Origin of the sequence: Prevotella sp. P4-67, assembly GCF_002251325.1 — a bacterium.
Lineage (GTDB): Bacteria > Bacteroidota > Bacteroidia > Bacteroidales > Bacteroidaceae > Prevotella.
The window spans coordinates 128,289-141,173 of record NZ_NPJL01000033.1; the positions used below are offsets into that span (position 1 = coordinate 128,289).

Sequence of the window (12,885 nt, forward strand, 5' to 3'; positions counted from 1 at the left end):
AACATCTGTCAGATATTCAATTTGCGTTGCAGCACTTTGCTGAGCGCCAGCACATGGCGTCCCTGCTTCGACAAGTCGTCACGCACGATATTTATCTCATTGAATATCTGCGCTGCGGCGCTCTGGAAGGCATTAGGCTTGCGCTTGCTTCGGTCGGCATAAGGGTTCACGACGATATTGATGCCCTTCTCCTGCAGCGTAACCTCAACGTCGGCGTCGGTCATAACAGGGTCACCGTCGAAATGTATCATCCCGGGCTTGGAGCGGTGTATATGCAGATGTTTGGTTCTGAATGTCTTGATTTTGGAGCTCTGGTCGAGCGTCTTATTGAACATGTCAATGCTTATCTGGGGCGCTTCGAGCAGGTCGAATGGCTCCATGATGATTACATCCATCAGTCCGTCACTCATGGATGCCTGTGGCGCAATGTAGCAATTGTTGCCATACTGCGACGCATTGGCACAAGAGACCAGGAAAGCCTTATAAGTAGCGGTCCCGTTCTCATCACATATCTCGTAAGTCTCTGGCTGGTACTTCAGTCCTTCCTCCAGAACCTTCTGGACATAAGTGATGGGGCCACGCTTGCCAGCTTCGGCAAACTTGTGACTGACACAAGCGTCGAAACCCATTCCACAAGTACAGAAGAAGGGATAGCCATTGATGACACCATAGTCGAGCGGTCGTATCTGGCACAGATTGATTATCTCGAGCGCCTTCCGGATATTGATAGGTATCATCAGGTGGCGCGCAAGACCATTGCCCGAGCCACAGGGGATAATGCCCAAAGCCGTATGGGAATGAACAATGGCGCGACCTACCTCATTGACAGTCCCATCGCCACCAACAGCCACGCAGACATCAACCCCATCAGCAACAGCCTGCCTTGCCAGTTGCTCGGCATGACCCGCATACTCGGTAACGCGAATCTGACAATCAAACTTGCTGCTGTCTATATATTTGTCGATTAACGGCGCAATGCCATCCTTACTCGTAGTACCCGAAATAGGGTTCATTATGAATAATACTTTCAACTTCATAAATGAATCTTTAACTGCAAAAGTACAAAAAAGCTTTCCATATTTCTTCACAAACGGTATTATTTTTATCAAAAAGAGTTATTTCTTATCACATTTCGCTCTTTTATAAGTTTTTTTTGTACCTTTGCACAAAATTTGACTAATAACGAGAGTTTAAAATGGGACAATTACAAGAAAGGTATAAGAATTACCGAGAGCCACAGAAGTATATGGCTGCAGGAGTGTATCCATATTTCCGGGCAATAACCAGCAAACAGGGTCCAGAAGTAGAAATGGACGGCCACAAGGTATTGATGTTTGGCTCAAACGCCTATACAGGTCTTACCGGTGACGAGAGAGTTATCGAGGCCGCCCACAAAGCGCTTGATAAATACGGATCCGGATGCGCCGGTAGCCGTTTTCTGAATGGTACTCTTGACATTCACGTACAATTAGAAAAAGAACTCGCCGAGTTTGAACATAAAGACGACGCTCTATGCTTTGCCACAGGTTTCTCAGTCAACGCTGGCGTTATCGCAATGGTGGTAGGCCGTGGAGATTATATTATCTGTGACGACCGCGACCACGCAAGTATCGTTGACGGCCGCCGTCTGTCATTTGCCACTCAGCTCCACTACAAGCACAACGACATGGAAGATCTGGAGCGCGTGCTTCAGAAACTGCCCAAAGAGGCCATCAAGCTCATCGTAGTCGATGGCGTTTTCTCTATGGAAGGTGATTTGGCCAAGCTGCCCGAAATCGTTGAACTCAAGCATAAATACAACTGTTCGCTCATGGTAGACGAGGCACACGGCCTTGGCGTATTCGGCAAGCAGGGACGCGGAGTCTGCGACCACTTCGGTCTGACCGACGAGGTAGACCTCATCATGGGCACATTCTCGAAGAGCCTTGCATCGATTGGCGGCTTCATTGCCGGCGATGCAGACACCATCAACTTCCTGCGCCACAGCTGCCGTACTTATATCTTCAGTGCCAGCGACACTCCCGCTGCTACCGCTGCTGCTCTCGAGGCTCTGCACATCCTTCAGGAGGAGCCCTCGCGTCTGGAGCACCTTTGGGATGTGACCAACTATGCTCTGAAGCGTTTCAAGGAAGAAGGCTTTGAAATCGGAGATACCGAAAGTCCTATCATACCTCTCTATGTAAGAGACATCGAGAAGACCTTTATGGTTACCAAGCTGGCCTTTGACAACGGTGTGTTCATCAACCCCGTTATCCCACCAGCCTGCGCACCACAGGATACGCTGGTAAGATTTGCCCTTATGGCATCTCACACCCAAGAACAGGTTGAGCGCGGTGTTCAGATATTGAAGAAAGCATTCAAAGAACTTGAGATAATCAAGTAACAATAATGACAAACAATCGGAATAAGCTGATAGAACGACGTTCTGTCAGCTTATTTCTTTTCAAGATAAAGAGAGTCACGATTATTTGTTCGTTTCAATTATTATTACTAACTTTGCTGCGTAAATATACATATTATAATAAAGTATAAGTTATGCTTACATTAAAACTTATCAGTGAAGAAACCGAGCGCGTGGTGCGCGGGTTGGAAAAGAAACACTTCAAAGGTGCTCGTGAAGCCATCGAGAAGGTACTGGAGTACGACAAGCTACGTCGTGAAACCCAGCAGAAATTAGACAACAACAAGCAACAACAGAACCTGCTGTCCAAGCAGATAGGCCAGTTGATGAAAGACGGCAAGAAGGACGAGGCCTATTCGACCAAGGAACAAGTTGCCGAGCTCAAATGTACCGACAAGGCTCTGCAAGAGATTATGGCAAAGGCACAGCAGGATATGACAGACATACTGCTCACCATCCCTAACATACCCAACGACGACGTGCCCGAAGGCAAGGATGCCGCTGACAACGTGGTAGTCAAAGAAGGAGGCCCCATGCCCGAACTTCCCGAAGACGCTCCTTGCCACTGGGATTTGCTCAAGAAATATAATCTGGTTGATTTTGACCTCGGCGTCAAGATTACCGGCGCCGGTTTCCCTCTCTATATCGGCAAGATGGCACGTTTCCAGCGCGCTCTCGAGGCTTTCTTCCTCGACGAGGCCCGCAAGAGCGGTTATCTGGAGATACAGCCTCCCTACGTAGTGAACGAAGCCAGCGGATATGGCACCGGCCAGCTGCCCGACAAGGAAGGCCAGATGTATCACGCCAATCTGGACAATCTCTATCTCATCCCTACTGCTGAAGTTCCTGTTACCAACATTTTCAGAGACGAGATACTGGACGAGAAGGACCTGCCCATCAAGCGCTGCGCCTATTCAGCCTGTTTCCGTCGTGAAGCAGGAAGCTATGGCAAGGACGTGAGAGGTCTCAACCGTCTCCACCAGTTTGACAAGGTTGAAATTGTACGCATCGACACTCCCGAACATTCATACCAAAGTCTGAACGAAATGCTCGACCATGTAGAGGGTCTGCTGAAGAAGCTGGAGCTCCCCTATCATATTCTGCGTCTGTGCGGCGGCGACATGAGTTTCACCTCTGCCATCTGCTATGACTTCGAAGTATGGAGCGCTGCACAAAAGCGTTGGCTTGAGGTTTCGTCAGTATCCAACTTTGAGAGTTATCAGGCCAACCGCCTGCACTGCCGTTTCCGTCGCAATGACACTAAGAAGATAGAAATCTGCCACACACTCAATGGCTCGGCCCTGGCTCTTCCACGTATTGTAGCCGCTATCATTGAGAACAACCAGACACCTGAAGGCATCCGCGTTCCTCGTGTACTGGTACCCTACTGCGGCTTCGAGATGCTCGACGACAAGAATTTCTAATTCCACCTTATTATATATGGGGTAAGGGCAAATAGCCCTTCCCCACTTGTTAACAACAAGAAATCATCATTCCACCATGTTCAAACTTATTTCCAAAAAACAATATTCAGAGAGAGTATTCTGCCTTGAAATAGAAGCGCCGCTTATAGCAAGAAGCTGCAAAGCCGGCAACTTCATCATCATCCGCGTCGACAAGAACAGCGAACGCGTACCCTATACTATCGCCATGTCTGATGCCGACAAAGGAACCCTTACTCTGGTAGTACAGGAAGTAGGTCTCTCTTCTACCAAATTGTGCCGATTGGAACCAGGGGCATATATAGAAGACGTAGTAGGCCCGTTGGGAACTCCATCAAAAATCGAGAACTACGGAACCGTGCTTTGTGCTGGAGGCGGCATTGGAATAGCCGCAATATTACCGATTCTTACTGCGCTGAAAAAAGCCGGTAACCGAGTAGTATCGGTACTGGCCGGTCGCACAAAGGAACTGGTGATAATGGTGGACGAAGTCGCCCAATACTCAGACGAGGTCATCATCATGACCGACGATGGTTCGTGGGGCGAAAAAGGTGTGGTCACCGCAGGTATGGAAAAGGTCATCAAGCGCGAGCATGTCGACAAGGTGCTTGCCATCGGACCTCCCATCATGATGAAGTTCTGTTCCTTGATGGCACAAAAGTACAATATCCCTAACGACGTCTCTCTGAACACGATTATGGTAGACGGAACCGGCATGTGTGGAGCATGCCGACTGACTATTGGCGGAAAGACGAAGTTTGTATGTATCGACGGCCCTGAGTTTAACGGCAACCTTGTAGATTGGGATGAAATGTTCAAGCGTATGGGTACTTTCAAGGCCGTTGAACGCGTGGAGATGGAACACTATGCCGAACACGCAACTATTCCCGTAGCTGAAGAGAAAGAGAGCTGTGATGACAACAATAGCTGCAAGTGTAACAATACTGCCGAAGCATGCGACCTCACAGACCGCAACGCTGCATGGCGTGAAGAACTGAGAAAGGCGAAGAGTGCCAAAGAGCGCAAAACGATTGCCCGTGTGGTAATGCCCGAACTGGATGCCACCTATCGCGCCACAACACGACTGGAAGAGGTCAACAAAGGCCTCACCAAAGAGATGGCTCTCGTTGAGGCTCAACGCTGTCTGGACTGTGCCAAGCCTGGATGCGTGGAAGGTTGTCCTGTAAGTATCAACATCCCCTCATTCATCAAGAATATAGAGCGCGGCGAATTCCTCGCTGCAGCCAAGGTGCTGAAACAAACCTCGGCTCTGCCCGCCGTATGTGGCCGCGTATGCCCCCAGGAGAAACAGTGTGAAAGCAAATGTATCCATCTCAAGATGAACGAACCGGCTGTGGCCATAGGTTATCTTGAGCGTTTCGCCGCCGATTATGAACGTGAAAGCAATAGTATCGCACTGCCGGATATGGCACCTAAGAACGGCATCAAAGTAGCGGTTGTCGGTTCGGGTCCTGCCGGTCTGAGTTTCGCTGGCGAAATGGCCAAGCACGGCTTTCACGTACATGTATTCGAGGCACTTCACGAAATTGGCGGAGTGCTGAAGTATGGTATTCCCGAATTCCGTTTGCCCAATAAGATTGTCGATGTTGAGATAGACAATCTTCGCAAGATGGGCGTGGAATTCCAAACCGACTGTATTGTAGGCAAGACCATAACAGTAGAGCAGCTCGAAGAACAGGGATTCAAGGGGATATTCGTCGCTTCAGGCGCAGGATTACCCAACTTCATGAACATTCCTGGCGAAAACTACATCAATATTATGTCATCCAACGAGTATCTGACCCGTGTAAATCTGATGGATGCCGCCAATGAACGGACAGACACACCCATGAATATCGGCAAGAAAGTGCTGGTAGTAGGCGGCGGAAACACGGCAATGGACTCTTGTCGCACGGCAAAGCGCTTGGGAGCAGATGTCACCCTCGCCTACCGCAGGTCGGAGACAGAGATGCCTGCCCGTCTGGAAGAAGTAAAGCATGCCAAAGAGGAAGGCATCAACTTCCTTACACTCCATAATCCCAAAGAATATCTGGCTGATGAAGAAGGACGCGTGAAGGCTGCCGTACTCGATATCATGAAGCTGGGCGAACCCGACGCAAGCGGAAGAAGAAGCCCTATAGCTACTGGGGAAACACTGACAATAGAATGTGACCAGGTAATTGTTGCTGTGGGCGTATCGCCCAACCCACTTGTACCCAAGTCGATACCCGGCTTGGAACTGGGGCGAAAGAATACCATCGTCGTGAACGAACAGATGCAGAGCAGTCGTCCAGAACTGTATGCCGGCGGCGATATAGTAAGAGGTGGCGCTACCGTAATTCTGGCAATGGGCGACGGGCGTCGCGCTGCCAAGAACATGGCTGAGCGCCTAATCAACATGTCTAACGACAACAAGTAAAGAAAAGATAATGAACGGGTTGTACACCATCATTCTACTTATACTGAGCAACGTATTTATGACATTGGCTTGGTACGGCCATCTGAAAATACAGGAAACCGGCCTCTCACGCGACTGGCCCCTAATTGGGGTTATCGTCTTCTCGTGGTCTATCGCATTCTTGGAATACTGCTGTCAGGTTCCAGCCAATCGCATAGGTTATGATGGCAATGGAGGCCCATTCTCGCTCGTACAGCTCAAGGTGATTCAAGAATGCGTCAGTCTGGTCGTGTTTGCCATTATAGCCAACATCCTCTTCCAAGGCCAGAACTTGCACTGGAACCACATTCTTGCTTTTCTGCTCATTATCTGTGCAGTTTATCTTGTGTTTATGAAATAGTATAACCATTATGAAGAAACTGATTATATTGATGATGCTCATTTCTGCCTGCGTGTCAACACAAGCCCAAAAGCATCGCAGAGTTAAACGGCCGGCTATCAAGGTGGAGACAGAGCCATCTCCCGAAAAGAAGCTATACGCATCCATGTTGCCATCAACCGCAAAAATCATGTTTATTGACAGTCTGGTGGTAGACAGAGACTCGTTCCTGACAAAGATTCCTCTCAATAAGGAGTCTGGCGAAATCATGTCTTACAACAAATTCTTCAACAAGGCCAAGAAAACATCAGTAATGATGTCGGTCTATATCAATGAATTTGGAGACCAAGCCTATTATGCGGAAGGAGACACTGTCAGAGGGAATACACTCTATCGCTTGGACTGGCTTGGCGAGAAATGGGGTAAACGCACCAAGGTAGAAGGCATCGACTCTGCCTTCCATCAAATCAATTATCCGTTTGTCTTGTCTGACGGTATCACTCTATTCTTCTCGGCAAAGGGAGCCAACAGTGTTGGCGGTTACGATATCTTCACAACTACATTCGACAGCGACAGCGGCAAGTTCTATGAGCCCCAGAATTATGGTTTCCCCTTCAATTCCACAGCCAATGACTACTTCCTTGCCATCGACGAGTATGACAATATAGGATGGTTGGTAAGCGACCGCAACCAGCCAAAGGGCAAGGTGTGTATCTATACTTTCATCCCACCTACTCTCCGCAAAAGTTTTGAAGAGGATGACTTGACGGAAGATGAGCTCAAAAAGTATGCCAATATCCAAAGCATCGCCGACACATGGAAATTTGGCAACCGCGCAGAAGGGCTGCAAAAGAAGGCCAATCTGCTGGAACGACAGGCAGCCAAGTTAAGTGACGAGTATTTCTCCTTTGTCATCAATGACAAGCTGGTCTATCATCGCCTGGATAACTTCAGGAGCAAAGCAAACCGCCAGCAATTCCTGATGTTCAACGGACAAAAGGCACTCTATCGCAAAAAGATGGAAGAACTTGACAAGATGAGGCTGAATTATGAAAGTCTCTCGAAAGGACAGAAAGCAAAAGTATCTACTGACATCATCAATAAAGAACAAGAAACAGAGCAACTGCTCAACACAATTACTGAGACAGAAAAGAGAATAAGAAACTCTGAGAACAAACTTATTAACAGATAACTATTATGAAGTATTTTGCTGAATCTGAATTAATTATTAACCCAGATGGTAGCATTTTCCATCTGCACGTTAAGCCAGAACAGCTCGCTGACAAGATTATTCTCGTTGGCGACCCTGGCAGAGTTGCACTTGTTGCCTCTCATTTTGAGACCAAGGAGTGTGAAGTAGAAAGCAGAGAGTTCAAAACCATCACAGGTACATATAAAGGAAAACGTATCACTGTACAAAGCACAGGTATTGGCTGTGACAACATCGATATCGTTGTGAATGAGATGGACGCCTTGGCCAACATTGACTTCAAGACGAGACACGAGAAGGAAACCTTCAAGCAACTCACATTTGTACGTATTGGTACATGCGGCGGTCTCCAGCCATACACACCTGTTGGAACATTTGTTGCCAGCGTGAAAAGCATCGGTTTCGACGGATTGCTCAACTTCTATGCCGGACGTAACGACGTATGCAACCTCGAACTTGAGGAGGCATTTAAGAAGCACATGAATTGGAGTCCACTTCTCTCAGCGCCCTACGTGATTGATGGTGACAAAGAGTTGGTAGACCGCATTGCAGGCGAAGATATGGTAAGAGGCATCACCATCGCATGTGGCGGTTTCTTCGGCCCCCAGGGTCGTGAATTGAGAATTCCTCTGGCAGACCCTCATCAGAACGAGAAGGTAGAGAGCTTCGTATATGGTGACTTACGTATAACCAATTTTGAAATGGAATCCAGCGCGCTCGCCGGCCTCTCCGCTCTCATGGGCCACAAAGCCATGACTTGCTGTATGGTAATTGCCAACAGGGTGGCCAAGGAAGCTAATGCTAATTACAAGAATTCTATCGACAATCTTATCATAGAAGTACTTGATAGAATCTAGTCTGACCTGACAGACATCTCGTATAAAACGAACAGCGTCATACTATTGTCCTACGTGAGAAACAAGAGACAACGGTATGACGCTGATAGAATATAGCAACACCACCATCGGCGTGGATATATATTAGAGGTACATATACATATTTATTATATAGATGATGAACAACGATACTATATGCGCTCTGGCCACACCTGCAGGCGGAGCCATCTCACTCATAAGAATCAGCGGTGACAGAGCGATTGACATTGCTGACATGGTGTTTATATCAAGCTCGAAGAGGCCTCTAAAATCTGCACGCCCAAACACAATACATTTCGGCAACATCATAGACTCCAACGGCGAGGTTGTCGATGAAGTCCTTGTTAGTGTATTCCATGCACCCCATTCCTATACAGGAGAAGATTCTATTGAAATCTCATGCCATGGGTCTACGTTCATAGCCGCCACGATTCTTAGAATGCTTATTGAAAAAGGCTGTCGCCAAGCTACACCCGGAGAATACACTATGCGCGCTTACCTCAATGGGAAAATGGACCTTAGTCAGGCAGAAGCCGTGGCAGACCTCATTGCGTCTACCAATAAAGCGACTCATAAAATAGCCATGTCCCAGCTCAAAGGTCACTTCAGCAACGACTTGGCCATACTTCGTGACAAGCTGTTGAAAATCACGTCTCTGCTTGAACTCGAGCTTGACTTCTCCGACCATGAGGAATTAGAATTTGCTGAGCGGGGAGAATTGCTTGCTTTGGCCGAAAGCATTGAGAACAAGATTGATAGTCTGTGCAAATCATTCGAGAGTGGCAAGGCCATCAAGGAAGGCGTCGCCGTTGCCATCATAGGCAAGACAAACGTTGGCAAGAGCACGTTGCTTAACAGATTGTTAGGCGAAGATAGAGCCATCGTCAGCGACATCCACGGCACCACTCGCGACGTGATTGAGGACACTACGACTATTAATGGCATCAAGTTCAGGTTTATTGATACCGCCGGTATCCGAACCACAGATGATGCCATTGAACAACTTGGAATTGAACGAACATTCGAGAAACTTAAGCAGGCGACCATCATACTCTGGCTGACCGACCAAGACACCTTTGACGAAGAAGAGCAAACTGCAATCGACGCCATTGATACCAATCAGAAGGTTATCATCGTCAGGAATAAAATAGACCACAACGCCTACACCCAGTCTCCCACTCAAGCCAAAGGCGTATTCCGCCAGATTGGCATCAGTGCCAAGTACGGTACGAATCTGGAGGAACTGCAACAAGCCATATACCAGGCCGCCAACATTCCCGAGATACATGAAAACGACTATCTCGTCACTTCCGCCCGTCATTACTATTCGCTACGCCAGTCTCAAGAAGCATTGCAGAGAGTAATCGAAGGTCTCTCCGCAAATCTTTCAGGCGACCTTATAAGCGAAGACCTACGCCAAGTCCTCTTTCATCTTTCCGAAATCACGGGCAATACCATCACCACGGATGAAGTCCTTGGCAATATCTTCTCTCATTTCTGCATCGGAAAGTAGATTTTGCGTGGGAAAGTGAAGCCACTACAAAGAAAATAATAAAATCTGCAAAAATAAGTCCGTAACACCCTTATTTTCAAGTGTTAAAGTTTGTGCTTATCTTTGCAGATTTTTGTTTCTGGTATTGTTTATTTGCAGATTTTTCTTTAACTTTGTCCCCCAGTTGTCCCCCGAAATAGTCGCAAAGGGTCAAAAACTGTCCCCCGGGGACAGAAAAAGTGTCCCTCGAAACAAAAGTCGGTGGTAATTTCTAAAACGATTAATGACTATGGCAAAGAAAAAATCAGCAAGCGTCCAAAGAGGACAAGTTAAGCTTCGCGAAAAGAAGCTTAAAGATGGAAGTTCAAGCCTGTACCTTGACATCAATGTTGGTGGCAAGCGTCATAAGGAATACCTGAAGCTTTATCAGGTAGTCCCTACTACAGCGCAGGAAAGAGAACAAAACCGTCAGGCTCTTGCAGCAGCCAATGCCATGAGAGCAAGACGTGAATTAGAAATCATCAATGGCAAATTCGACATCACACAACCCAAACAAGGCGGTGTTCGTTTCCTTGATTACTATCGTCAGATGTGTGAAGACCGTTTGAAGACTCCAGACTCAAATGGCAATTGGGGAAACTGGCATAGCTGTTTGAAGCATCTGGAAGTTTACTGTGACGAAGCAACTACCTTTGATGATATAGATGCCGAGTGGATTCAGGGATTTAAGGATTATCTGAACACAGCAGAGAAAGATGCTCAGAAGAAAACTGACCCAAAGGTTTCTTACGTATTTGTTGGTTTGTCACAGAACTCTAAGGTATCGTACTTCAATAAACTACGTGCATGTCTTAATCAGGCATTTGAAGAACATATTATCGACAAGAATCCAATCAGAGGTGTCGAAGGATTTAAGCAGGAAGAGGTTGCCCGTGAATACCTGACCCTCGATGAAGTTAAGAAGATGGCTGCAACTCCATGTAACTATCCCATTCTAAAAGCGACATTCCTGTTCTCTTGTCTGACTGGACTCCGTAAGAGCGACATTGAGAAATTGACATGGGGTGAAGTCCAGAAATTTGGAAAATACACTCGTATTGTTTTCAAACAGAAGAAAACAGGTGGTCAGGAATACCTCGATATTTCAGACCAGGCAGCAGCCTATTTAGGAACCCGTCGCAATGATGTTGACCGAGTGTTTGAGGGTTTCACCTATGGTGCATGGACTTCACTCGAATTAAAACGATGGGCACTTGCAGCAGGTATCTCTAAGAACCTAACTTTCCACTGTGCTCGTCACACATTCGCTGTAATGATGCTCGACCTCGGAGCCGACATCTACACAGTCTCTAAGCTCCTTGGCCACAGAGAACTTTCGACAACTCAGATTTACGCCAAAGTTCTTGACAAAAACAAACAAGCAGCAGTCAACTTGATTCCAGACATAAGTAAGTAGAATTCTCTATACATTATATATATGGTAACAAGACAAGAAGCAGTTTTGAGCTTTGTGAAGTTCAATAAGTTCGCGAAGCAACTCATATATGACATCTGCATAGGTGGAAACACTAAGTTAACATCCTACGCTGAAGAATTGCTTCAATTCGAGCAGTGGAAGGAGGACATAATGCTCTACATTAACTTTAATCCAGACCCAATCATCATTGAGAAGATTGCGTCACTCGGTTCTCCTGAAATGTTAGAGAACTACATAAATGATGGAAAGGACACACTTCCCAAAAATACTCTTGATGCCCTTACTGGAGTTGTTAATGCGATGAATTCTATTCATGATCTCTGCTATAACATCAATCAAGAGTCCAAAGGCAAATTCAGATACTTGGTTGACGAATTTGCCAATGAGGAAGCTGCCGCCCTTTTTGACCGTGCAGTTAGTGCAGGCTATTTGACCGCTGAATATCAACCAAAGGGCGACACAGACAACTACACGCTGAAGATTATCGCCTTTGCCATTGGTGAACTACTTCATTTAACTATGCGACATAAATGGTCACATTTCGAAGAACAATGGGGCATCAACAGGGCTAATAAACTTTCCACATTACCTATCAGCGAAAGGCAATTCAAAAGAGCCGGAAAACTTATGCAGCTCTATCCCGAAGTTGACTTTACTATGCTCACTGCACCAAATGAAGACAAATATTTTGATGCTGCCTATGGTGCCCGTCGTGTACGTGCGCTTTATCAAGAACTACTTGACCACGGCTACATAAGTCCTGATACTACGGTTGAAGACTTTCTCAGCATCTTCAACCTTGGAAACCAAACAACCAGGAAACCCATCGAATGGATGAAGAGTCAACAACACCTCTCCTACTTCATTCATTTTACATTCTCAAAGACAAACAAAGACTACTGGGTTAAGACTGTTGCATGTTTCTCTGTCAATGGTCATGCTCCTCATAAAGGAAGTCTGGTTACAGGTTTAGTGGCTATGCAGAGAAAGCCAAACTTTGGGACTTTCGATGTGGAATTAAAAAGAATCGCTTCAAAATACAACAATGGATAAACCAAATAGATATTAATTCATTCAACATAACAGAGGTGGGTAAATATATTTGTTTACCCACCTTTTGTGTTTATATATTCGATGTACAAAAATCATTATACACGGGTCCTTAATGTACAACTATGAGATTTAAAATGCCAAAATAAGCAAAGTTAGTC

The 12,885-nt window shown here is 46.5% G+C and carries 10 protein-coding genes; 9 read left to right on the forward strand and 1 reads right to left on the reverse strand.

Annotated features, from left to right (window positions below):
• Positions 1-8 precede the first annotated feature (8 nt).
• The gene (locus CIK92_RS05400; RefSeq protein ID WP_094386493.1) at positions 9-1,037 is read right to left on the reverse strand and encodes a diacylglycerol kinase family protein; all 1,029 of its coding nucleotides are present in this window, start codon (positions 1,035-1,037) and stop codon (positions 9-11) included.
• A gap of 158 nt (positions 1,038-1,195) precedes the next feature.
• Between CIK92_RS05400 and CIK92_RS05405 the strand changes: the two genes are divergently transcribed.
• The 9 genes from CIK92_RS05405 to CIK92_RS05445 all read left to right on the forward strand — a co-directional run bounded on the left by CIK92_RS05405 (position 1,196) and on the right by CIK92_RS05445 (position 12,727).
• Positions 1,196-2,383 (forward strand): aminotransferase class I/II-fold pyridoxal phosphate-dependent enzyme, encoded by a 1,188-nt coding sequence (locus CIK92_RS05405; RefSeq protein WP_022311062.1) that lies wholly within the window; start codon positions 1,196-1,198, stop codon positions 2,381-2,383.
• A 152-nt stretch (positions 2,384-2,535) separates the two neighbouring features.
• Complete coding sequence (serS, locus tag CIK92_RS05410; RefSeq protein ID WP_094386495.1) at positions 2,536-3,825, forward strand: serine--tRNA ligase; 1,290 nt, start codon at positions 2,536-2,538, stop codon at positions 3,823-3,825.
• Between the two features lie 76 nt (positions 3,826-3,901).
• Positions 3,902-6,262 carry a bifunctional dihydroorotate dehydrogenase B NAD binding subunit/NADPH-dependent glutamate synthase gene (locus CIK92_RS05415; protein WP_022311064.1) on the forward strand — a complete coding sequence of 787 codons (2,361 nt, stop codon included), beginning with the start codon at positions 3,902-3,904 and terminating at the stop codon, positions 6,260-6,262.
• Between the two features lie 10 nt (positions 6,263-6,272).
• Entirely contained in the window at positions 6,273-6,641 is a 369-nt protein-coding gene (locus CIK92_RS05420) for a DMT family protein (RefSeq protein WP_022311065.1), read from the forward strand.
• A gap of 10 nt (positions 6,642-6,651) precedes the next feature.
• Complete coding sequence (locus tag CIK92_RS05425) at positions 6,652-7,812, forward strand: hypothetical protein (protein WP_144289342.1); 1,161 nt, start codon at positions 6,652-6,654, stop codon at positions 7,810-7,812.
• Between the two features lie 2 nt (positions 7,813-7,814).
• Positions 7,815-8,687, forward strand: a complete 873-nt coding sequence (locus CIK92_RS05430) for a nucleoside phosphorylase (protein ID WP_094388410.1) — start codon at positions 7,815-7,817, stop codon at positions 8,685-8,687.
• Positions 8,688-8,844: 157 nt separating this feature from the next.
• Complete coding sequence (mnmE, locus tag CIK92_RS05435; protein ID WP_094388445.1) at positions 8,845-10,218, forward strand: tRNA uridine-5-carboxymethylaminomethyl(34) synthesis GTPase MnmE; 1,374 nt, start codon at positions 8,845-8,847, stop codon at positions 10,216-10,218.
• A gap of 268 nt (positions 10,219-10,486) precedes the next feature.
• Positions 10,487-11,653, forward strand: coding sequence for a site-specific integrase (locus CIK92_RS05440; protein ID WP_094386504.1), 1,167 nt, complete (start codon positions 10,487-10,489; stop codon positions 11,651-11,653).
• Positions 11,654-11,674: 21 nt separating this feature from the next.
• Positions 11,675-12,727: a hypothetical protein gene (locus tag CIK92_RS05445; RefSeq protein ID WP_094388411.1), complete on the forward strand. Its 1,053-nt coding sequence runs from the start codon at positions 11,675-11,677 to the stop codon at positions 12,725-12,727.
• Positions 12,728-12,885: the final 158 nt, after the last annotated feature.

Bases quoted from the DNA above. Each gene is read 5' to 3' on its own strand.
- CIK92_RS05400 (WP_094386493.1), bottom strand. From the start codon at position 1,037: ATGAAGTTGAAAGTATTATTCATAATGAACCCTATTTCGGGTACTACG.
- CIK92_RS05405 (WP_022311062.1), top strand. From the start codon at position 1,196: ATGGGACAATTACAAGAAAGGTATAAGAATTACCGAGAGCCACAGAAG.
- serS (WP_094386495.1), top strand. From the start codon at position 2,536: ATGCTTACATTAAAACTTATCAGTGAAGAAACCGAGCGCGTGGTGCGC.
- CIK92_RS05415 (WP_022311064.1), top strand. From the start codon at position 3,902: ATGTTCAAACTTATTTCCAAAAAACAATATTCAGAGAGAGTATTCTGC.
- CIK92_RS05420 (WP_022311065.1), top strand. From the start codon at position 6,273: ATGAACGGGTTGTACACCATCATTCTACTTATACTGAGCAACGTATTT.
- CIK92_RS05425 (WP_144289342.1), top strand. From the start codon at position 6,652: ATGAAGAAACTGATTATATTGATGATGCTCATTTCTGCCTGCGTGTCA.
- mnmE (WP_094388445.1), top strand. From the start codon at position 8,845: ATGAACAACGATACTATATGCGCTCTGGCCACACCTGCAGGCGGAGCC.
- CIK92_RS05440 (WP_094386504.1), top strand. From the start codon at position 10,487: ATGGCAAAGAAAAAATCAGCAAGCGTCCAAAGAGGACAAGTTAAGCTT.
- CIK92_RS05445 (WP_094388411.1), top strand. From the start codon at position 11,675: ATGGTAACAAGACAAGAAGCAGTTTTGAGCTTTGTGAAGTTCAATAAG.